The following is a 19,387-nucleotide window of genomic DNA, read 5'->3' as shown; positions in this document are numbered from 1 at the left end:
CTCGATGATTCTGGTGCCCTACCTGTGGTCGGCGGCCTATGCCCTGCTGCTGGCGGTGCGCGGCGAGAGCTACGAAGGCTTTGCCGCCGAGCGGCGCAAGGATCTGATCATCGGCGGTATCGCCCTGATCTATGCGGTGTGGTTGTTGTACGCCGGCGGGGTCAAGTACCTGCTGCTGTCGGCCCTGCTCTACGCGCCCGGCGCGATCCTGTTCGCCAAGGCCAAGCTGGAACTCAAACAACCGGTTTTCACCAACGTCGAGAAGCTGATTTTCGCCGCAGTGGTCGTGGGCGCCGTGGTGGCGGCCTACGGTCTCTACGATGGCTTCCTGACGCTGTAACCCCTGATTGAATTGTCATCTGGAGGAACACAGAAATGACCACGGAAAAAGTGAAGTACGGCGTCCACTCCGAAGCCGGGAAACTGCGTAAAGTCATGGTTTGCTCCCCAGGTCTGGCCCATCAGCGGCTGACCCCGAACAACTGCGATGAACTGCTGTTCGATGACGTGCTGTGGGTAGCGCAGGCCAAGCGCGACCATTTCGACTTTGTCACCAAGATGCGCGAGCGCGGCATCGACGTGGTGGAAATGCACAACCTGCTGACCGACATCGTCGCCATTCCCGAAGCGCTGGACTGGATTCTTGAGCGCAAGGTGACCGCCGACTCGGTGGGCCTGGGCCTGATCAGCGAAGTGAAATCCTGGCTGAAAAGCCTCGAGCCACGGCACATCGCCGAATTCCTGATTGGCGGCGTCTCGGCCGATGATCTGCCGGACAGCTTCGGTGGCAAGACCATCCAGATGTTCCGCGATTTCCTCGGCCACTCCAGCTTCATCCTGCCACCGCTGCCCAACACCCAGTTCACCCGCGATACCACCTGCTGGATCTACGGTGGTGTGACGCTGAACCCGATGTACTGGCCGGCGCGCCGTCAGGAAACCCTGCTGACCACCGCCATCTACAAATTCCATCCGCAGTTCACCAACGCCGAATTCGAGATCTGGTACGGCGACCCGGACAAGGACCACGGCAACTCTACCCTTGAGGGCGGCGACGTCATGCCGATCGGCAACGGTGTGGTGCTGATCGGCATGGGCGAGCGTTCATCGCGTCAGGCCATCGGCCAACTGGCGCTGAACCTGTTCAACAACAAAGCAGTGGAAAAAGTCATCGTCGCCGGCCTGCCGAAATCCCGCGCCGCAATGCACCTGGACACCGTGTTCAGCTTCTGCGACCGCGACCTGGTGACGATCTTCCCGGAAGTGGTCAACCAGATCGTCGCCTTCACCCTGCGCCCTGACGAAAGCAAACAGGGCGGCATCGACATCCGCCGCGAAGAAGGCAGCTTCCTCGACACCGTCGCTGCGGCGCTCAACCTGCCGAAACTGCGCGTGGTGGAAACCGGCGGCAACAGCTTCGCCGCCGAACGCGAGCAATGGGACGACGGCAACAACGTGGTCGCGATGGAACCCGGCGTGGTCATCGGCTACGACCGCAACACCTACACCAACACCCTGCTGCGCAAGGCTGGCGTGGAGGTCATCACCATCAGCGCCGGCGAACTCGGCCGGGGCCGTGGCGGCGGTCACTGCATGACCTGCCCGATCATCCGCGACCCGATCGATTACTAAACGACCGTCCTCCCGGCCGCACCCATCCCGTCGCGGCCGGGCCGATTACCGAATCCAAGGAGAATCATCATGGCGTTTAACATTCACAACCGTAATTTGCTGAGCCTGGAACACCACACCCCTCGCGAATTGCGTTACTTGCTCGACCTGTCTCGCGATCTGAAACGTGCGAAGTACACCGGCACCGAGCAACAGCATCTGAAGGGCAACAACATCGCCCTGATCTTCGAGAAAACTTCGACCCGCACCCGTTGCGCCTTCGAAGTGGCGGCCTATGACCAAGGCGCCAACGTCACTTACATCGACCCGAACTCCTCGCAGATCGGCCACAAGGAAAGCATGAAGGACACCGCCCGCGTGCTCGGGCGCATGTACGACGCCATCGAGTACCGTGGCTTCAAGCAGGAAATCGTCGAAGAGCTGGCCAAGTTCGCCGGCGTGCCGGTGTTCAACGGCCTGACCGATGAATATCACCCGACCCAGATGATCGCCGACGTGCTGACCATGCGTGAACACGCTGACAAGCCGATCCACGAAATCAGCTACGCCTACTTGGGCGACGCGCGCAACAACATGGGCAACTCGCTGCTGCTGATCGGCGCCAAACTGGGCATGGACGTGCGCATCTGCGCGCCGAAAGCGCTGTGGCCGCTGGACGATCTGGTGGCGCGCTGCAAAAAATACGGTGAGGAAAGCGGCGCACGCATCACCCTCACCGAAGATCCGAAAGAAGCGGTCAAAGGCGTCGACTTCATTCACACCGATGTCTGGGTGTCTATGGGCGAACCGGTGGAAGCCTGGGCCGAGCGTATCCAGCAACTGCTGCCGTATCAGGTCAACGCCGACCTGATGAAAGCCACCGGCAACCCGCGTACCAAGTTCATGCACTGCCTGCCGGCCTTCCACAACAGCGACACCAAGGTCGGCAAACAAATCGCCGAGCAGTATCCGCACCTGAAAAACGGCATCGAAGTGACCGACGACGTGTTCGAGTCGCCAGCCTGCATCGCCTTCGAGCAAGCGGAAAACCGCATGCACACGATCAAGGCGATTCTGGTCTCGACCCTGGCTGATCTCTAACTGGTTGAAGATGATCGTTCCCTCGCTCCCGCGTGGGAATGCATCCCGTGACGCTCTGCGTCACAGCGGACGCGGAGCGTCCGTGGCGGCATTCCCACGCAGAGCGTGGGAACGATCAATACGAAAAGGACATGCACCATGCGTATCGTCGTAGCCCTGGGCGGTAACGCCCTGCTTCGCCGTGGTGAGCCGATGACCGCTGACAATCAGCGCGCCAACATCCGCATCGCCACCGAGCAAATCGCCAAGATCCATCCCGGCAACCAACTGGTCATCGCTCACGGCAATGGCCCGCAAGTCGGTCTGCTGTCGCTGCAAGCGGCGGCCTACACCTCCGTCACCCCCTACCCGCTGGACGTGCTCGGCGCTGAAACCGAAGGCATGATCGGCTACATCATCGAACAGGAACTGGGCAATCTGCTCGACTTCGAAGTGCCGTTCGCCACCCTGCTGACCCAGGTCGAAGTCGACGCCAATGACCCGGCTTTCAAGAACCCGACCAAGCCGATCGGCCCGGTGTACGAGAAAGCCGAAGCGGAAAAACTCGCCGCCGAGAAAGGCTGGGCGATTGCTGCCGATGGCGACAAATTCCGCCGTGTGGTCGCCAGCCCACGGCCGAAGCGCATCTTCGAAATCCGCCCGATCAAGTGGCTGCTGGACAAGGGCAGCATCGTCATTTGCGCTGGTGGCGGCGGTATTCCGACCATGTACGACGAGCAGCGCAACCTCAAGGGCATCGAGGCGGTGATCGACAAGGATCTGTGTTCGTCGTTGCTTGCCGAGCAACTGGAAGCCGACCTGCTGGTGATCGCCACTGACGTCAACGCAGCGTTCATCGATTACGGCAAGCCGACGCAGAAAGCCATCGCCGAAGCCCACCCGGACGAACTCGAACGCCTCGGCTTCGCCGCCGGCTCCATGGGACCGAAGGTGCAGGCAGCCTGCGAATTCGCGCGCCATACTGGCAAGGTCGCGGTGATCGGTTCGCTGGCCGATATCGAAGCCATCGTCCAGGGCACCGCCGGTACGCGGGTCAGCACGGCGAAGCCGGGGATCAGCTACCGATAACAATAAACGCCGGGGCAGGCTCAAGGCCTGCCCCGCTTCCATGCCTTGAAAGGAGTAGCTCAATGGCCCAGTTCGAACCCGGTCATCTGCACATCGAGCGGCACGCGTTGACCGACGATGACGTCAATTACAACGTGCATCTGGACTATGAAGTGTTCACCGATCCGCAGAAAGGCAAAGGGATTCAGTTCACCCTGCACGGCAGCATGCAGGGCAAGGACATGAAGGAGGCGTTTTTCCTGCCCAAGGAAGAGGCCTACAACTTCGCCCGCGATGTCACGCGGATTGCCGAGAAGTACGGCATCCCCAAGACCCACAGCCAGATCGGCTCGGTGCACAAGCATTACGATCTGATGTTTGAAGACATTCGGCAGAAGTTGAATATGCAGTCGGGGGATCCGGTCAATCTCGAGCATTTCGAATAACTTCCTTTCCACTGATCGTTCCCACGCTCCGCGTGGTGATGCATCCCGTGACGCTCCGCGTCACAGCGGACGCGGAGCGTCCGTGGCGGCATTCCCACGCAGAGCGTGGGAGAGATCAGCGCAGGGACAAGATTTCACCATTAGCCCGCCCCAAGGCATACTTGCCCCCCTCCGCTCTGCAGATCACTGAACCCGCCCCCATGCGTATCCACGTCAGCTTCATCGACCGCGTCGGCATCACCCAGGAAGTCCTGGCTATCCTCGGTGGGCGCAATCTCAATCTGGACGCGGTGGAGATGATCCCGCCGAACGTCTACATCGACGCGCCGACGCTCAGCCCGCAAGTGCTCGAAGAACTGAAAGATGCGCTGTTTCGCGTGCTCGGCGTGGAAGCGGTGACCGTGGTCGATATCCTGCCCGGCCAGCGTCGGCATCTGCAGCTAGATGCCCTGCTCGCGGCGATGACTGACCCGGTGCTGGCCCTCGACAGCGCCGGCAAGGTGCTGCTGGCCAATCCGGCGCTGATTGCCCTGTACGGTCGCGAACCGGCCGGCGAAAGCGTCTCGGCGCTGTTCAATGATCCCGGTCTGCTCGACACCCTGCTGGAAAACGGCTTTCGCCTGCCGCTGCGCGAGATCACCGTCAACGGCCAGACCCTGCTGCTCGATGCCACGCCGATCACCGACGCCGGCGCCCTGCTGACCCTGTATCAACCGAACCGCATCGGCGAACAACTCTCAGCACTGCACCACGATCACGCCGAAGGCTTCGACGCCCTGCTCGGCGAATCCCCGGCGATCCGCACACTCAAGGCCCGCGCGCAACGCGTCGCCGCCCTTGATGCACCGCTATTGATTCAGGGCGAAACCGGCACCGGCAAAGAATTGGTGGCCCGCGCCTGTCACGCGATCAGTGCGCGGCACAGCGCTCCGTTTCTCGCCCTCAACTGCGCAGCGCTGCCGGAAAACCTCGCCGAAAGCGAACTGTTCGGCTACGCCCCCGGCGCCTTCACTGGCGCGGCGCGTGGCGGTAAGCCGGGGCTGATGGAGCTGGCCAACCAGGGCACGGTGTTTCTCGATGAGATCGGCGAGATGTCGCCGTACTTGCAGGCCAAACTCCTGCGTTTTCTCAACGACGGCAGCTTCCGCCGCGTCGGTGGTGATCGGGAAGTAAAGGTCGACGTGCGCATCCTCAGCGCGACCCACCGCGACCTGGAAAAAATGGTCAGCGAAGGCCTGTTCCGCGAGGACCTGTTCTATCGCCTCAACGTGCTCAACGTCGAAGTGCCGCCGCTGCGTGAACGCGGTCAGGACATCCTGCTGCTGGCGCGCTACTTCATGCAGCAGGCCTGTGCGCAGATCCAGCGCCCGGTCTGCCGCCTGGCGCCCGGCACTTATCCGGCGCTGCTCGGCAATCGCTGGCCGGGCAACGTGCGGCAATTGCAGAACGTGATTTTTCGCGCAGCGGCGATTTGCGAGAGCAGCCTGGTCGATATCGGCGACCTCGACATCGCCGGCACTTCGGTGGCGCGCCAGGCCGATACCGATGTCGACAGCCTTGAGCAAGCGGTCGAATCGTTCGAGAGAGAGCTGCTGGAAAAGCTCTACGTCAGCTACCCCTCGACCCGGCAATTGGCGAGCCGCTTGCAGACCTCGCACACCGCCATTGCCCATCGCCTGCGCAAATACGGCATTCCCAATAAACCCTGACTCACCGCGCATCCCTATTGCAGGAAATTCCCCATGTGGGAGCGAGCCTGCTCGCGAAAGCGGTCTATCAGCAAAATAGCTGGCGCCTGACACACCGTCTTCGCGAGCAGGCTCGCTCCCACAGGATTTATGGCGGATTCGAAATCCGTCCAAAAACGACCTCCATCTGTACCGAAAGCGCTACAGCGGAACGATATCGCTACACCCGCCTGTGACCAGCGCTGCGCAACGCTTTGATCCCGTTCAGCTTTTCTCCTCGCCCCAAGCTGTAGCGATTTCGCTACAGGCGCAACCTGCCGACGCCCACCTGAAAAATCCAAGCCATTGATTTATATAGATAAATCAACCTTGGCCGCATTCTTGCTACCTGCCTTCTCATCTATAAAGGGCTTCCCCGCCCCAAGCTTTCCACCGCGTCCACCAGACGAGTCTGGCCCCTGAGGAGTTTCCATGAGCGAGTTGCGTTTTACTGAAGATCACGAATGGCTGCGCACCGAAGCCGACGGCAGTGTCACTGTCGGCATCACCGCATTCGCGCAGAACGCTTTGGGCGACGTGGTGTTCGTGCAACTGCCTGAGCTGCAGGCTTACGAAAAAGGCGCTGAAGCCGCCACCGTGGAATCGGTGAAAGCCGCAAGCGGCGTGTACATGCCGCTCGATGGCGACGTGCTGGAAGTCAACCCGGCGCTGGAAAACGCTCCTGAGCTGGTCAACGAAGATCCGCTGGGCGAAGGCTGGTTCTTCCGCTTCCAGCCAAGCGACGCCGCCGCTGTCGGCAAATTGCTCGATCAGGACGCTTACGACCGCCTGATCAAAGCCCAAGCCGAAGCCTGAGGAATTACCCCATGACCGCCATCAATCTCGGCACCGCCAACGAATTCATCGCCCGTCACATCGGCCCGCGCGCCGGTGACGAGCAAGCCATGCTCAACAGCCTCGGCTTCGATTCCCTCGAAGCCCTGAGCGCCAGCGTCATCCCCGAAAGCATCAAGGGCACCAGCGTGCTCGGCATGGACGACGGCCTCAGCGAGGCCGACGCCCTGGCGATGATCAAATCCATCGCCGGCAAGAATCAGCTGTTCAAGACCTACATCGGCCAGGGCTACTACAACTGCCACACGCCGTCGCCGATCCTGCGCAACCTGCTGGAAAACCCGGCCTGGTACACCGCTTACACCCCCTACCAGCCAGAAATTTCCCAGGGCCGTCTCGAAGCGCTGCTGAACTTCCAGACCATGATCAGCGACCTCACCGGCCTGCCGATCGCCAACGCCTCCCTGCTCGACGAAGCCACCGCCGCTGCCGAAGCCATGACCTTCTGCAAACGCCTGAGCAAGAACAAAGGCAGCCACCAGTTCTTCGCCTCGATCCACAGCCATCCGCAGACCCTCGACGTGCTGCGCACCCGTGCCGAGCCGCTCGGTATTGACGTGGTCGTGGGCGATGAGCGCGAACTGACTGACGTCACGCCGTTCTTTGGCGCGCTGCTGCAATACCCGGCGAGCAACGGTGATGTGTTCGACTACCGCGAGCTGACCGAGCGTTTCCACGCCGCCAACGCTTTGGTCGCCGTGGCCGCTGATTTGCTGGCCCTGACGCTGCTGACCGCACCGGGCGAATTCGGTGCCGACGTCGCCATCGGTTCGGCGCAACGCTTCGGCGTGCCGCTGGGCTTCGGTGGCCCGCACGCCGCTTATTTCTCGACTAAAGATGCGTTCAAGCGCGACATGCCGGGCCGTCTGGTCGGTGTCTCGGTTGACCGTTTCGGCAAGCCGGCCCTGCGCCTGGCGATGCAGACTCGCGAGCAACACATCCGCCGCGAGAAGGCCACCTCGAACATCTGCACCGCGCAGGTGCTGCTGGCCAACATCGCCAGCATGTACGCCGTCTACCACGGCCCGAAAGGCCTGACCCAGATCGCCAACCGCGTGCATCACCTGACCGCGATTCTGGCCAAGGGCCTGACCGCGCTGGGCGCTCAAGTCGAGCAGGCAAACTTCTTCGACACCCTGACCGTTGCTACCGGCGCACACACCGCCGCGCTGCACGACAAGGCGCACGCTCAGCAGATCAACCTGCGTGTGATCGACGCCGAACGTCTGGGCCTGTCGGTCGACGAAACCACCACTCAGGCTGATATCGAAACCCTGTGGGGCCTGTTCGCCGACGGCAAGACCCTGCCGGACTTCGCTGCGCTGGCCGCCTCGGTGCAGAGCACCATTCCTGCTGAGTTGGTGCGCCAGTCGCCGATCCTCAGCCACCCGGTGTTCAACCGTTATCACTCGGAAACCGAGCTGATGCGCTACCTGCGCAAACTGGCGGACAAGGACCTGGCACTGGATCGCACGATGATTCCACTGGGCTCGTGCACCATGAAACTCAACGCCGCCAGCGAAATGATCCCGGTGACCTGGGCCGAATTCGGTGCACTGCACCCGTTCGCCCCGGCCGCACAAAGCGCCGGTTACCAGCAACTGACCGACGAGCTGGAAGCGATGCTCTGCGCCGCCACCGGTTACGACTCGATCTCGCTGCAACCGAACGCCGGTTCGCAAGGTGAATACGCAGGTCTCCTGGCGATCCGCGCCTACCACCAGAGCCGTGGCGATGAGCGCCGCGACATCTGCCTGATCCCGTCGTCGGCCCACGGCACCAACCCGGCCACCGCGCAAATGGCAGGCATGCGCGTGGTCGTTACCGCATGCGATGCCCGTGGCAACGTCGACATTGAAGACCTGCGCGCCAAAGCCATCGAGCACCGCGAACACCTCGCCGCGCTGATGATCACCTACCCGTCGACCCACGGCGTGTTCGAAGAAGGCATCCGCGAAATCTGCGCGATCATTCACGACAACGGCGGCCAGGTGTATATCGACGGCGCCAACATGAACGCCATGGTCGGCCTCTGCGCACCGGGCAAGTTCGGCGGCGACGTTTCGCACCTGAACCTGCACAAAACCTTCTGCATCCCGCACGGCGGTGGCGGCCCGGGCGTTGGCCCGATCGGCGTCAAATCGCACCTGACCCCGTTCCTGCCCGGCCACGGCCAGATGGAACGCAAGGAAGGCGCGGTCTGCGCGGCGCCGTTCGGCAGCGCAAGCATTCTGCCGATCACCTGGATGTACATCCGCATGATGGGCGGCGCTGGTCTGAAGCGCGCTTCGCAACTGGCGATCCTCAATGCCAACTACATTTCCCGTCGCCTCGAAGAGCATTACCCAGTGCTCTACACCGGCAGCAACGGCCTGGTGGCGCACGAGTGCATTCTTGATCTGCGTCCATTGAAAGACAGCAGCGGCATCAGCGTCGATGACGTCGCCAAACGCCTGATCGACTTCGGCTTCCACGCGCCGACCATGTCGTTCCCGGTCGCCGGCACATTGATGATCGAGCCGACCGAAAGCGAATCCAAGGAAGAACTGGACCGCTTCTGCGACGCGATGATCCGCATCCGCGAAGAAATTCGCGCAGTGGAAAACGGCACCCTGGACAAGGAAGACAACCCACTGAAAAACGCCCCGCACACCGCAGCGGAACTGGTTGGCGAATGGACCCACCCGTACAGCCGCGAGCAAGCCGTTTACCCAGTCGCGTCGCTGATCGAAGGCAAATACTGGCCGCCGGTCGGCCGCGTCGACAACGTCTTCGGCGATCGCAACCTGGTGTGCGCCTGCCCGTCGATCGAAAGCTACGCTTAAGAGCGGCAGCTGCAAGTTTCTAGCTGCAAGCTGCAAGTAAGGGCTGATCTGCTTTTAACTTGCGGCTTGTGTCTTGCTGCATGCACTGAGGCCTTATAGAGGCCGCAAGGAAAACCCGATCCGCTTTTACTTGCAGCTTGCAGCTTGAAGCTCACAACTGCTCCGCAGGAGCCCCCATGTCGTTAAGCGTGTTCGACCTGTTCAAGATTGGCATCGGTCCCTCCAGTTCCCACACCGTCGGCCCGATGCGCGCTGCTGCGCGTTTCGCCGAAGGGCTGCGCCGGGAAAACCTGCTGACCAGCACCGCCAGCGTGCGTGTCGAGCTGTACGGTTCGCTCGGTGCTACCGGTAAAGGTCACGGTAGCGACAAAGCCGTGCTGCTCGGCCTCGAAGGCGAACATCCGGACACTGTCGACACCGAGACCGTCGCCGCGCGCCTGCAAGAAATTCGCGGCAATGGCCGACTGAATCTGCTCGGTGAACACAGCATCGCGTTCAACGAGAAAGAACATCTGGCGATGATCCGCAAACCGTTGGCCTATCACCCCAACGGCATGATCTTTCGCGCCTTCGATGCGGCGGGGATTCAGATCCGCAGTCGCGAGTACTACTCGGTCGGCGGTGGTTTCGTTGTCGATGAAGATGCCGCCGGCGCCGATCGCATCGTCGAAGACGCCACGCCGCTGACCTTCCCGTTCAAAAGTGCCAAGGATTTGCTCGGTCATTGCGCCACCTATGGCCTGTCGATCAGTCAGGTGATGCTGACCAACGAGAGCGCCTGGCGCCCTGAAGCGGAAACCCGTGCCGGCCTGCTGAAAATCTGGCAGGTGATGCAGGACTGCGTCGCTGCTGGCTGTCGCAACGAAGGCATTTTGCCCGGTGGTTTGAAGGTCAAACGCCGTGCGGCAGCGCTGCATCGGCAATTGTGCAAGAACCCGGAATCCGCGCTGCGCGATCCGCTGTCGGTGCTCGACTGGGTCAATCTTTATGCACTGGCGGTCAACGAAGAAAACGCCAACGGCGGGCGCGTGGTCACTGCGCCCACCAATGGCGCGGCGGGCATCATTCCGGCGGTGCTGCATTACTACATGCGTTTTATCCCCGGGGCGAATGACGACGGTGTCGTGCGATTTCTGCTGACCGCTGCCGCAATCGGCATTCTTTACAAGGAAAACGCTTCGATCTCCGGCGCTGAAGTCGGTTGTCAGGGTGAAGTCGGTGTGGCCTGTTCAATGGCGGCCGGCGCCTTGTGCGAAGTGCTCGGCGGCAGCGTGCAGCAAGTCGAGAACGCCGCGGAAATCGGCATGGAACACAACCTCGGCCTGACCTGCGACCCGATCGGCGGTCTGGTGCAGGTGCCTTGCATCGAGCGCAACGCGATGGGCTCGGTGAAAGCGATCAACGCGGTGCGCATGGCCATGCGTGGCGACGGCCAGCATTTCGTCTCCCTCGACAAAGTCATCCGCACCATGCGCCAGACCGGCGCCGACATGAAAAGCAAATACAAGGAAACCGCTCGCGGCGGCCTGGCGGTCAACATTATCGAATGCTAATTAGCCCCTCTCCCTGCGGGAGAGGATTGGTATGAATCAAGGAGTCCCGCATGACCACCGAACACCTGTCGAAAACCCCGCTACACGCACTGCACCTCGAACTCGGCGCGCGGATGGTGCCGTTCGCCGGCTACGACATGCCCGTGCAATACCCGCTCGGCGTGATGAAAGAACACCAGCACACCCGTGAGCAAGCCGGGTTGTTCGACGTTTCGCACATGGGCCAGATTCGTCTGACCGGCGCCAATGCGGCCAAAGCCCTGGAAACCCAGGTGCCGGTGGACATCATCGACCTGCCGGTGGGCATGCAGCGTTATGCGATGTTCACCAACAAAAGCGGCGGCATCCTCGATGACCTGATGGTTGCCAACCTCGGTAACGACGAGTTGTTCCTGGTGGTCAACGCCGCGTGCAAGGATGAGGATCTCGCGCATCTGCAAAAACACATCGGCGATCAGTGCACCATTACCGCGCTGTTCGAAGAGCGCGCCCTGCTCGCCCTGCAAGGTCCGGCAGCCGTCACCGTGCTGGCGCGTCTTGCGCCGGACGTGGCGAAGATGACCTTCATGCAGTTCAACCGCGTGTCGTTGCTGGGCGTGGACTGCTTTGTCAGCCGTTCGGGCTACACCGGTGAGGACGGTTTCGAAATCTCGGTACCGGCCGCTGAAGCGGAGAAACTCGCCCGCGCCCTGCTCGCCGAACCAGAGGTCCAGGCCATCGGCCTTGGCGCCCGCGACTCGCTGCGTCTGGAAGCCGGCCTGTGCCTGTACGGCCATGACATGAACACCGAGACCACACCGATCGAAGCCAGCCTCCTGTGGGCGATCTCCAAGCCCCGCCGCGCCGATGGAGCGCGGGCCGGCGGTTTCCCGGGCGCCGAGCAGATCTTCGCGCAGCAACAGAACGGCGTCGCACGCAAACGTGTCGGCCTGCTGCCACAGGAGCGTACCCCGGTGCGTGAAGGCGCAGAGATCGTCAACGAGGCCGGCGAGATCATCGGCAGCGTCTGCAGCGGTGGCTTTGGTCCGACTTTGGGCGGGCCATTGGCGATGGGATACCTTGACAGCGCTTACGTCGCGCTCGATACACCTGTGTGGGCCATCGTCCGTGGGAAAAAGGTGCAAATGCTTGTAAGCAAAATGCCATTTGTTCCACAACGCTACTATCGCGGTTGATCGACTGTTTCTATAAGTAACGCGATTGCGTTAAACGTGCACTAATGTGTAACGCAATCGCCATAAAACAGTGCGTTTTTTAACATCCGTTTCGAATATGAACGTTGCTTATAACGTTTGCTGAAAATAGGACCAGACAATCGTCTAAGACGGAACTAATTTGCTGACGAACTGCCATGAAGAGCAGTAAAACCGGGGCCTTCGCAGGGCTTGTTTTTTCTCCCGTAGTTGGCGTAGAGTTTGTCCACTGTGTTTGCATGGGTCAGCTTGGAATCGTGACCTGGGCAGTAGCCTACAAGTTAGCTACATCCCGCTCGACGTCTTCTTACTCCTTGCAACCAGCTCCAGTACTCTTTCATGTGAAAGGGGCTGTCATCAATTTATGCGTCAAAGGAAATAAGAAATGTCCACACGTCAGAGCGGTACCGTCAAGTGGTTTAACGACGAGAAAGGTTTTGGTTTTATCACTCCAGAAAGCGGTCCGGATCTGTTCGTACATTTCCGCGCCATTCAGGGCAACGGCTTCAAAAGCCTGAAAGAAGGCCAGAAAGTGACTTTCGTTGCTGTGCAAGGCCAGAAAGGCATGCAGGCTGACGAAGTACAAGCAGAAGCCTGATCTTCTGATACGAAAAAGCCCCTGATATTGATATCAGGGGCTTTTTTGTGCGCGCTAATCCGTAAAATGGCGCTTCCATTCGCGTCCCGAGGCTGCCATGTCGAAACACCTGCTCACGCCGCAAGGGGACTTTCCCCCCGTTGCTCTCGGTCGTCGTCTGGCGGCGATGTTCTACGACTTCCTGCTGTGCACCGCCCTGCTGATCGTCACCGGATTCATCTACAAGTTGATCCAGGCCGCGATCATTGGCGAAGAACGGCTGCGGGTGATGACCGACGCCGGCCAGCTCGATGGTGACCCGCTGTATTCCACGGTGCTGCTGTTGGTATTGTTCGGCTTCTTCGCCAAGTTCTGGACCCATGGCGGGCAGACACTGGGCATGCAGGTATGGGGGATCCGCGTGCAGAACGCCAACGGCACGGCCATCAGCCTGTGGCAGGCGCTGTTGCGCTTTATGGTGTCGATCGCGTCGTGGTTGTGTGTCGGGCTGGGGTTCTTCTGGTCGCTGTTCGACAAGCAGAAGCGCACCTGGCATGACATCTATTCGGATACGCGTGTGGTGCGAATCCCGAAGAAGAGCAAATAATTTCCATACTCAAGAGTCGGCCTGTGGTGAGGTGATTTATCCCCGCTGGGTGGCGAAGCCGCCCCAAAATCAACCACCGCGGCGTATCAGACACACCGCGTGCGTTGCTTAACGACTGCTACGCAGCCGAACGGGGATAAATCCCCTCGCCACAGGGCTCACTTCTACAAGGAGTACTCAGGCGTTACCGGCCAGCTTCATCCGCGCTGCCTGGGTGAAGTCGAGCATGCGCTTCAACGGGCGGATCGCTTGGGGAATCAGCGCCGGATCGACAAAGATCTCGTTGGTGCCTTCCTTCAAGCTCTTGAGCGTGCGCTCAAGGGTGTTCATGGCCATCCACGGGCAATGTGCGCAACTGCGGCAAGCCGCGCCGTTACCGGCGGTAGGCGCTTCGATGAAGACCTTGTCCGGGCACAGCTGCTGCATCTTGTAGAAGATGCCACGGTCGGTGGCGACGATCAGGGTCTTGTTTGGCAGGCTTTGCGCGGCGGCGATCAACTGACTGGTAGAACCGACGGCGTCCGCCAGCTCGATCACCGAAGTCGGCGACTCCGGATGCACCAGAATCGCTGCGTCCGGGTACAACGCTTTCATGTCCTCGAGCTGCTTGGACTTGAACTCTTCGTGGACGATGCAGGCACCATCCCAAAGCAGCATGTCGGCACCGGTCTTGCGCTGAATGTAAGTGCCCAGGTGCTTGTCCGGGCCCCAGATGATCGTTTCGCCGTTGTCCATCAGGCTTTCGACGATCTCCAGTGCGCAGCTCGAAGTCACCACCCAGTCAGCCCGAGCCTTCACGGCGGCGGAAGTGTTGGCATACACCACCACGGTACGCTCCGGGTGCTGATCGCAGAACGCCGAGAACTCGTCGACCGGGCAGCCCAGGTCCAGCGAGCAGGTCGCCTCCAGAGTCGGCATCAGCACGCGTTTTTCCGGATTAAGAATTTTTGCCGTCTCGCCCATGAACTTGACGCCGGCGACCACCACGGTCTTGGCCGGATGGGCGTTGCCGAAGCGGGCCATTTCCAGGGAGTCGGAAACACAGCCGCCGGTTTCTTCGGCCAGGGCCTGAATCACCGGATCGCAATAAAAGTGGGCCACGAGCACCGCGTCCTGAGCCTTGAGCTCGGCGGCGATGGCGGAACGGTAGTAAGCCTCCTCTTCTGCCGTCAGCGGTTTCGGCTGTTTGGCGTCGAGGTGGGCTTGAACCAGGAGGCGTTCGGAAATCTGCGTCATGTTCGCAAGACCTGCAGGCGCATTCGCGCGAAAGTCGAGTATACACCCGGCTCCGGACCGCTAGAGGGTACCGCCGGGAGAGTGAGTATCATCAGGCAAGGGACAGCGTTGAAGCTGCGCAAGGCTACAGAATATCCCGAGGATACAAAAGATGATTCTGACCTGTATCAGGTCGGGCCGCACTTGAACATCGAACGCCCGAATTGCAGGCAAAAAAAAACCCGGAAATCCTCACTTTCGTGGGCCTTCCGGATTTTCTAAACCGCCAAATATGGTGGGTCGTGTGGGATTCGAACCTACGACCAATTGGTTAAAAGCCAACTGCTCTACCAACTGAGCTAACGACCCGCTGTGTGGTGGCGCGTATAATACTGATTTTTAAGGACTATTCAACACCTTTTTTGAAAAAATCAAAAATAAGGGGTTGGATCGTCCACACCAGCCGCCGCGAAGCCTTCTGCACGCAGGCGGCAGCTGTCGCATTTGCCGCAGGCGCGGCCGTCATCGTCTGCCTGATAGCAGGAAACCGTCAGACCGTAATCAACGCCAAGCTTCACGCCGGCCTGAACGATCTGCGCTTTGCTCAGGTTCTGCAGCGGCGCCTGGATGCGGAAGCCGTTGCCTTCCACGCCGGCCTTGGTCGCCAGATTGGCCATGCGCTCGAACGACTCGATGAACTCGGGACGGCAGTCCGGGTAGCCGGAATAATCCACTGCATTGACGCCGATGAAGATGTCGCGGGCGCCGAGCACTTCGGCCCAACCCAATGCCAACGACAGGAAAACTGTGTTGCGCGCCGGCACGTAAGTCACCGGAATGCCTTCGCCCAGCTCTTCCGGAATGTCGATGCTGGTGTCGGTCAGCGCCGAGCCGCCCATGCCATTGAGGTTCAGTCCGATGACCTTGTGCTCGACCACACCCAGGTCGCGAGCAACGCGGGCGGCGGCGTGCAATTCGGCATGCGAGCGCTGGCCGTAATCGAAGCTCATGGTGTAGCAGGCGTAGCCTTCGGCGCGTGCCATCGCCACGACGGTGGCCGAGTCGAGGCCGCCCGAAAGCAGGATAACGGCACGTTTTTCGGTAGTGTTCAGTTGTTCAATCATCTCAGCGCCCCGGCTCATCATTCCATAGATATTTATGCAACTGCAGTTGCAGCCGCACTGGCAGGTTGTCTGCCACCACCCAATCCGCCAGATCCCTGGCATTGAGGTCATGATGACTTGGGGAGAAAAGCACTTCACCCGCACGTCGATCAAGCCCGTACTGGATCAGCTTCGATACCGCCCAGTCATAGTCTTCCCGCGAGCAGATGACAAACTTCACCTGATCGTTGCGGGTCAGCAGTTCGATGTTCTCGTAACGGTTGCGATGGGCTTCTTTCGAGCCCGGCGTTTTCAGATCGACGACGCGACTGACACGCGGATCGACAGCGGATACGTCTAGGGCGCCGCTGGTTTCCAGCGACACCTCGTAACCGGCATCACACAACCGCTCAAGCAAAGGAATGGCGTTCGGCTGAGCCAACGGCTCACCGCCGGTGACACAAACGTAGCGCGGACGATATCCGGCCACTTGCTCAAGGATGTCGTCGAGGGTGCGGACGGTGCCGCCGCTGAACGCGTAAGCGCTATCGCAGTACTGGCAACGCAACGGGCAACCGGTCAGGCGCACGAAAACCGTGGGCAGCCCGGCAGTCCGAGTTTCACCCTGCAACGAGTAGAAAACTTCGGTGATTCTCAATGTGTCTTGCATAGTCGCCACGGGCGTAACAGCTAAACAGGCTGTCCGCCTCCGTCAGGCACTTCAGGCAATCCCGCCAACGCGTAGACCACAAGAAGCGTGTTTCAGAAAAAGGGCGTGAATTCTAACGAAAAAACCCGCGACAAGCGCGGGTTTCTTCAAAACACGGATGAACAGGCTTACATGCGCTGTAAATCACGCTGGGCCAGCTGCGCGGCGGAAGTGCCCGGATATTGGGACACAACCTGCTGCAGAATGCCTTTGACCTTGTCGGTGTGACCGAGGCGGCGTTCTACGTCAGCCAGCTTGTACAGCGAATCCGGCACTTTGTTGTGCTTGGGATACAGCTGCGAAACCTTGGCAAAGGCCTGACCTGCACCTTGCAGATCACCCTTGGCCAGGTTCACTTCGCCCAACCAGTACTGGGCGTTGCCCGCGTACTGGCTGTTGGGGTATTTGCGCAGGAAAGCGGCGAAGGCCTGGCTGGCCTTGTCGAAATCCTTGGCTTTGATCAGGTCGAAAGCGGCATCGTAATACAGCTTTTCCTTGGCCGGATCAGCCGGTTCGCTACCCGCGGCAGGTGCCTGGGCTGCCGCAGCAGCACCCGCGCCTGCGGCAGCACCGGCAGCAGCACTTGCATCGCCACCGGCAGAAGAATTCTCGGGAGTCGCGGCTGGTGCAACGCCGGATCCTATGCGCCGATCAAGATCCTGGTATCGCTCCAGGGATTCCTGCTTCATGCGCGAAACCTGATTCTGCAGTTCTTCGATCACGCCCTGTTGGCGCGAGATCTGATCCTGCATCTGTTGCAATTGGTTGAACAGCATGCCTTGTGCCGAGGCAGGGGCCGAAGCCGCTCCCCCGGCATAGGCGCCGTTCGTACCGTAACCCGCAGGCGGATAACTGCTCCCGCTATTGTTATAACCGGAGTTGTCATCGACCACAGGAACCGCAGCCCACGCCGCAAGCGGCGCGAGGCTGAGAGCCAGAACAGTTACAGCACGACGGCACGTTCGCATATCGAATTACTTACGCAGTTCGACGCGACGGTTCTGGGCCCAGGACTGCTCGTCGTTGCCGGTAGCAACTGGACGCTCTTCGCCGTAGGAAACCAGTTCCAGCTGAGCTGGGGAAACACCTTGCAGTACCAGGTAGCGCTGAACGGCTTTCGCACGACGCTCGCCCAGTGCCATGTTGTACTCACGAGTACCACGTTCGTCGGTGTTGCCTTCCAGAACAACGCGAGCGCCGTTTGCTTTCAGGTCTTTGGCATGAACGTCCAGAGCGCGCATGGCTTCTGGCTTCAGGTCCGAGCTGTCGTATTCGAAGTAGAAGGTGGTGATTGCGCGCAGAGCAGCTTCTTCGCTCAGGGAACCGTCAACGGCACCAGTGTTTGCGCCGTAACCAGCGTTTGGATCAACAGCGCCTTCACCGGCGTTGTCGCCGCCTTTGGACGAGCAACCTACAGCTACAGCCATGGCCAGAGCCAGCGCAGCAAATTTACCAAACTTCAGCATTTCCATCGTGAAACTCCTAATGAACCCCAGTGTGTTAAGTAAAACGTGTAGCGCCCGCTCACTTCAGGTAAGGGGACCAGGACGGTTCTCTGACTTCGCCTTGAGCGGTAGGAAGCGGGAGCCTCACGCGTCCATTAATGGACACGAGCATCAAGACTCCCCGGCCCTGTTGGCGGGTGGCGTAGATTACCATGGTGCCGTTGGGCGCAACAGTAGGTGACTCGTCCAGAGTGCTATCAGTGAGGATCTTTACACTACCCCGCTGCAGATCCTGAGCTGCCACCTTGAAATTGGTGAAGCCATCCTGACGATGGATCATCACCAAAGTCTTTTCATCAGCCGAAAGTTTCGGGTTGGCGTTGTAGTTGCCCACGAACGTCACACGCTCGGCACCACCGCCACCGACGCTGGTTTTATAGATTTGCGGCTTGCCGCCACGGTCCGAGGTGAAATAGATGGTCGAGCCATCCTTGCCCCAGAACGGTTCGGTATTGATGCCCTGGCCATTGGTTACGCGGCTGATCTGACGCGAACCGAGGTTCATTACGTAGATGTCCGGGTTACCGTCTTTCGACAGCACGAACGCCAGGCGATTGCCATCCGGCGACCAAGCTGGCGCGCCGTTGAGGCCTTCGAAGTTGGTGATCTGCTCACGGCGACCAGTGTCGATGTTCTGCATGAAGATACGCGGACGCTTCTGCTCGAACGACACGTAGGCGATACGCTTGCCGTCCGGTGCAAAACGCGGCGACAGAATCGGCTCGCGCGATTGCAGCAGAGTCACTGCGCGTGCGCCGTCATAGTCGGAGCGTTGCAGGGTGTAACGGGTGTTCTTCTCGGAAAAACGCTCGGCCGTTACGTAAAGCAGACGCGTCGAGAAGGCACCTTCAATGCCGGTCAGCTTCTGGAACGACTGATCGGAAATGAAGTGCGCCATGTCACGGATCTGGTCGGTCGTACCGGAAACACTGCCGTCCGCCACTTTCTGCTCGGTGGCGACGTTGAACAGTGCCCACTGCACCTGCAGGCGACCGCCCGCTGGAGCGATGCTGCCGACCATCATGTACTGAGCACCCACCGCCTTCCAGTCACGGAAGATGATTTCGCTCGGCTGGCTTGGCTGGCTGATCATGTTGGCTTTCGGAATCGGCGAGTAATAGCCCGAGTTGCGCAAGTCGTTGCCAATGATTTCAGCCATGTCATCCGGCAGCACGGCGCCGCCCTGCATGCCGAACGGTACGACGGCGATCGGAGTAGCCCGATCGCTGCCGCTGGTGACCAGAATGTTCTTTTCATCTGCCGCCGCGATCCCTGCCATGCAGCAGATCACGACCAGCATTCCTCGAAGAAGG

Annotated in this window: 17 protein-coding genes, 1 tRNA gene and 1 pseudogene; 12 read left to right on the top strand and 7 right to left on the bottom strand. The window is 60.3% G+C overall.

All coding sequences use genetic code 11. From position 1 onward, the window contains the following. From J5M66_RS21910 to J5M66_RS21855, 12 genes and pseudogenes are all read left to right on the top strand, one after another. Nucleotides 1–340 (top strand): annotated as a pseudogene (locus tag J5M66_RS21910) (arginine-ornithine antiporter); the annotation flags it as partial. Between the two features lie 35 nt (nt 341–375). Next, entirely contained in the window at nt 376–1,632 is a 1,257-nt protein-coding gene (arcA, locus tag J5M66_RS21905; RefSeq protein WP_016773516.1) for an arginine deiminase, read from the top strand. Nucleotides 1,633–1,701: 69 nt separating this feature from the next. Continuing rightward, complete coding sequence (locus J5M66_RS21900) at nt 1,702–2,712, top strand: ornithine carbamoyltransferase (RefSeq protein WP_024014074.1); 1,011 nt, start codon at nt 1,702–1,704, stop codon at nt 2,710–2,712. A gap of 138 nt (nt 2,713–2,850) precedes the next feature. Beyond that, on the top strand, nt 2,851–3,780 hold the full coding sequence (gene arcC, locus J5M66_RS21895; RefSeq protein WP_016770621.1) for a carbamate kinase: 930 nt from the start codon (nt 2,851–2,853) through the stop codon (nt 3,778–3,780). Nucleotides 3,781–3,842: 62 nt separating this feature from the next. Further along, nucleotides 3,843–4,205 carry a DUF5064 family protein gene (locus tag J5M66_RS21890; protein WP_041479784.1) on the top strand — a complete coding sequence of 121 codons (363 nt, stop codon included), beginning with the start codon at nt 3,843–3,845 and terminating at the stop codon, nt 4,203–4,205. A 200-nt stretch (nt 4,206–4,405) separates the two neighbouring features. Continuing rightward, a complete protein-coding gene (locus J5M66_RS21885; RefSeq protein ID WP_073472002.1) occupies nt 4,406–5,914 on the top strand; it encodes a sigma-54-dependent transcriptional regulator in 1,509 nt (502 codons plus the stop codon). Nucleotides 5,915–6,364: 450 nt separating this feature from the next. Beyond that, on the top strand, nt 6,365–6,748 hold the full coding sequence (gene gcvH, locus J5M66_RS21880) for a glycine cleavage system protein GcvH (protein WP_016773514.1): 384 nt from the start codon (nt 6,365–6,367) through the stop codon (nt 6,746–6,748). 11 nt (nt 6,749–6,759) lie between these two features. Beyond that, nucleotides 6,760–9,612 carry an aminomethyl-transferring glycine dehydrogenase gene (gene gcvP, locus J5M66_RS21875; protein ID WP_016773513.1) on the top strand — a complete coding sequence of 951 codons (2,853 nt, stop codon included), beginning with the start codon at nt 6,760–6,762 and terminating at the stop codon, nt 9,610–9,612. 176 nt (nt 9,613–9,788) lie between these two features. Further along, entirely contained in the window at nt 9,789–11,165 is a 1,377-nt protein-coding gene (locus J5M66_RS21870; RefSeq protein WP_016773512.1) for an L-serine ammonia-lyase, read from the top strand. Between the two features lie 50 nt (nt 11,166–11,215). Continuing rightward, complete coding sequence (gene gcvT, locus J5M66_RS21865; protein WP_207808330.1) at nt 11,216–12,340, top strand: glycine cleavage system aminomethyltransferase GcvT; 1,125 nt, start codon at nt 11,216–11,218, stop codon at nt 12,338–12,340. A 403-nt stretch (nt 12,341–12,743) separates the two neighbouring features. Then, entirely contained in the window at nt 12,744–12,956 is a 213-nt protein-coding gene (locus tag J5M66_RS21860; protein ID WP_003227496.1) for a cold-shock protein, read from the top strand. A gap of 97 nt (nt 12,957–13,053) precedes the next feature. Next, the gene (locus J5M66_RS21855; protein WP_024014082.1) at nt 13,054–13,542 is read left to right on the top strand and encodes an RDD family protein; all 489 of its coding nucleotides are present in this window, start codon (nt 13,054–13,056) and stop codon (nt 13,540–13,542) included. A 177-nt stretch (nt 13,543–13,719) separates the two neighbouring features. Here the strand turns inward: J5M66_RS21855 and nadA are convergent, their stop codons facing one another. The 7 genes from nadA to tolB form a co-directional block, all read right to left on the bottom strand. After that, a complete protein-coding gene (gene nadA, locus J5M66_RS21850; protein ID WP_016773509.1) occupies nt 13,720–14,778 on the bottom strand; it encodes a quinolinate synthase NadA in 1,059 nt (352 codons plus the stop codon). Nucleotides 14,779–15,050: 272 nt separating this feature from the next. Continuing rightward, nucleotides 15,051–15,126 (bottom strand) — tRNA-Lys (locus J5M66_RS21845). Between the two features lie 62 nt (nt 15,127–15,188). Next, nucleotides 15,189–15,881 (bottom strand): 7-cyano-7-deazaguanine synthase QueC, encoded by a 693-nt coding sequence (gene queC, locus J5M66_RS21840; RefSeq protein ID WP_071173362.1) that lies wholly within the window; start codon nt 15,879–15,881, stop codon nt 15,189–15,191. A gap of 1 nt (nt 15,882) precedes the next feature. After that, nucleotides 15,883–16,530 carry a 7-carboxy-7-deazaguanine synthase QueE gene (queE, locus tag J5M66_RS21835; protein ID WP_041479789.1) on the bottom strand — a complete coding sequence of 216 codons (648 nt, stop codon included), beginning with the start codon at nt 16,528–16,530 and terminating at the stop codon, nt 15,883–15,885. Nucleotides 16,531–16,697: 167 nt separating this feature from the next. Beyond that, complete coding sequence (ybgF, locus tag J5M66_RS21830; RefSeq protein WP_024014085.1) at nt 16,698–17,537, bottom strand: tol-pal system protein YbgF; 840 nt, start codon at nt 17,535–17,537, stop codon at nt 16,698–16,700. 6 nt (nt 17,538–17,543) lie between these two features. Further along, complete coding sequence (gene pal, locus J5M66_RS21825; protein WP_003178634.1) at nt 17,544–18,041, bottom strand: peptidoglycan-associated lipoprotein Pal; 498 nt, start codon at nt 18,039–18,041, stop codon at nt 17,544–17,546. Nucleotides 18,042–18,093: 52 nt separating this feature from the next. Beyond that, the gene (gene tolB / locus J5M66_RS21820; protein ID WP_016773506.1) at nt 18,094–19,374 is read right to left on the bottom strand and encodes a Tol-Pal system beta propeller repeat protein TolB; all 1,281 of its coding nucleotides are present in this window, start codon (nt 19,372–19,374) and stop codon (nt 18,094–18,096) included. Nucleotides 19,375–19,387: the final 13 nt, after the last annotated feature.

It is taken from the genome of Pseudomonas sp. 67(2021) (assembly GCF_017491835.1).
Taxonomy (GTDB): Bacteria; Pseudomonadota; Gammaproteobacteria; order Pseudomonadales; family Pseudomonadaceae; genus Aquipseudomonas; species Aquipseudomonas atacamensis.
The sequence above is the reverse complement of the archived record's forward strand: the minus strand, read 5'-3'. Positions and strand labels throughout refer to the sequence as shown.

What these genes read in the sequence shown, in the direction of transcription:
- gcvT (WP_207808330.1), top strand. Translation starts at nt 11,216, where the DNA reads ATGACCACCGAACACCTGTCGAAAACCCCGCTACACGCACTGCACCTC.
- arcA (WP_016773516.1), top strand. Translation starts at nt 376, where the DNA reads ATGACCACGGAAAAAGTGAAGTACGGCGTCCACTCCGAAGCCGGGAAA.
- J5M66_RS21855 (WP_024014082.1), top strand. Translation starts at nt 13,054, where the DNA reads ATGTCGAAACACCTGCTCACGCCGCAAGGGGACTTTCCCCCCGTTGCT.
- arcC (WP_016770621.1), top strand. Translation starts at nt 2,851, where the DNA reads ATGCGTATCGTCGTAGCCCTGGGCGGTAACGCCCTGCTTCGCCGTGGT.
- gcvH (WP_016773514.1), top strand. Translation starts at nt 6,365, where the DNA reads ATGAGCGAGTTGCGTTTTACTGAAGATCACGAATGGCTGCGCACCGAA.
- gcvP (WP_016773513.1), top strand. Translation starts at nt 6,760, where the DNA reads ATGACCGCCATCAATCTCGGCACCGCCAACGAATTCATCGCCCGTCAC.
- pal (WP_003178634.1), bottom strand. Translation starts at nt 18,041, where the DNA reads ATGGAAATGCTGAAGTTTGGTAAATTTGCTGCGCTGGCTCTGGCCATG.
- J5M66_RS21885 (WP_073472002.1), top strand. Translation starts at nt 4,406, where the DNA reads ATGCGTATCCACGTCAGCTTCATCGACCGCGTCGGCATCACCCAGGAA.
- nadA (WP_016773509.1), bottom strand. Translation starts at nt 14,778, where the DNA reads ATGACGCAGATTTCCGAACGCCTCCTGGTTCAAGCCCACCTCGACGCC.
- queC (WP_071173362.1), bottom strand. Translation starts at nt 15,881, where the DNA reads ATGATTGAACAACTGAACACTACCGAAAAACGTGCCGTTATCCTGCTT.
- J5M66_RS21870 (WP_016773512.1), top strand. Translation starts at nt 9,789, where the DNA reads ATGTCGTTAAGCGTGTTCGACCTGTTCAAGATTGGCATCGGTCCCTCC.
- J5M66_RS21890 (WP_041479784.1), top strand. Translation starts at nt 3,843, where the DNA reads ATGGCCCAGTTCGAACCCGGTCATCTGCACATCGAGCGGCACGCGTTG.
- J5M66_RS21860 (WP_003227496.1), top strand. Translation starts at nt 12,744, where the DNA reads ATGTCCACACGTCAGAGCGGTACCGTCAAGTGGTTTAACGACGAGAAA.
- J5M66_RS21900 (WP_024014074.1), top strand. Translation starts at nt 1,702, where the DNA reads ATGGCGTTTAACATTCACAACCGTAATTTGCTGAGCCTGGAACACCAC.
- queE (WP_041479789.1), bottom strand. Translation starts at nt 16,530, where the DNA reads ATGCAAGACACATTGAGAATCACCGAAGTTTTCTACTCGTTGCAGGGT.
- ybgF (WP_024014085.1), bottom strand. Translation starts at nt 17,537, where the DNA reads ATGCGAACGTGCCGTCGTGCTGTAACTGTTCTGGCTCTCAGCCTCGCG.
- tolB (WP_016773506.1), bottom strand. Translation starts at nt 19,374, where the DNA reads ATGCTGGTCGTGATCTGCTGCATGGCAGGGATCGCGGCGGCAGATGAA.